Here is a 1,385-nt window from a genome sequence, read left to right as displayed (position 1 = left end):
GGACACCGCCGGGGCCGCGGCCGCCGGTGCGGCCATCGAGGCTGCTTCGGCCGTCGGAGCCGCCGCCACCGCCACCGAGATCCGCCGCGCCGGCCGCAGGCCCCCGGCGACCGGGGCTCCGTCGCGCGTGCGGACCAGGTGGCCGTCCACCAGCCAGCCCGGGCGGCGGGGAGCTCGCTCGGGGAGGCGGGAGGTCCGGCCGCGGAACAGGGCCTCCGGTGCCACGGGCACGCCCGCCGCCGTGAGTTCCGCCAGCGCCGTGACCAGCCGGACGAGCCCGTGTTCGCCCGGCACGTCCAGCGGGACCACCGTGTGCGGCCGGTCCCCCAGGATGCGGCCGACCAGTCCGGACAGGACCCGGCCCGGCCCCGCCTCCACGAAGGTGCGGACCCCGGCCGCGTACATGTTCTCGACCTGCTCCACGAACCGGACCGGCTCCGCGACCTGACGGGCCACGAGGGCCCGTACCTCCTCGGCGGACCCCGGATACGGACCGGCCGTCGTGTTCGACCAGACCGGGACGGCGGCATCGGCCGTCGCCGTCCCGGCCAGCTCCTCGGCGAGGGCCGCCGAAGCCCCCGCCACCACCCCGCTGTGGAACGCGCACGCCACCGGGATCGGCTCCGCCGACAGGCCCGCCTCCCGCAGCGCCGCCACCGCCTCGGACACGCATGCCGTGGGACCCGAAATCACGCACTGCCGCGGCGCGTTGTGGTTCGCGACCACGCAGCCGTGGCGCTGCGCGACGGCCCGTACGTCCTCCGGCGGCGCCGTCACCGCCGCCATCGAGCCGGCATCCGCCCCGGCGGCCGCCAGGATGGCCTCGGCCCGGCGCGCGCTCAGCCGCAGCAGGCCCTCCTGGTCCCACACCCCCGCCGCCGCCAGCGCGGCGAGTTCGCCGTAGGAGTGACCGGCCACGCAGTCCGGCCGTACGCCCAAGGTCCCGAGCAACAGGTGCGCGGCCGAGCCCGCCAGCCCGAGGGCCGGCTGGGCCACCCTGGTGTCGGTGACCGCGGCCCGCTGTGCGGACCGGTCCTGCGGGGTGAAGGCCGCCGACGGGAACATCGCGGAGACCACCGCGCCCGGCGCCGAGTCCAGCAGCTCCCGCAGCGCGGGGAAGGCGGTGAACAACTCACCGAGCATGCCGGGGCGTTGACTGCCCTGGCCGGGGAACAGGAAGGCCACCTGACCCGGGTCCGCCGAGTCCTCCCGTACGTGGACCCCCTCGCCCGGGGCGAAGGCCCGGGCCCTTTCCAGCCGGGCGGCCAGCTCGTCCAGGTCGGCGGCGACGACCGCGACCCGAACCGCGCCGGAGTCGGCCGCGACCTCCGCGGCGAGGTCCCGCAGCGCCCAGGGACGTCCGGCCGCGTCGTTCTCCTCCAGCC

The 1,385-nt window shown here is 77.7% G+C and carries 1 protein-coding gene; it reads right to left on the bottom strand.

What is annotated here, in order from left to right; genetic code table 11:
• Positions 1-1,385, bottom strand: a 1,385-nt coding sequence (locus ACWGDE_RS38965) for an acyltransferase domain-containing protein (protein WP_453393823.1), incomplete at both ends; no start/stop codon positions are given.

The organism is Streptomyces sp. NPDC054956 (assembly GCF_053609185.1).
This window is presented reverse-complemented; position numbering and strand designations above follow the sequence as displayed.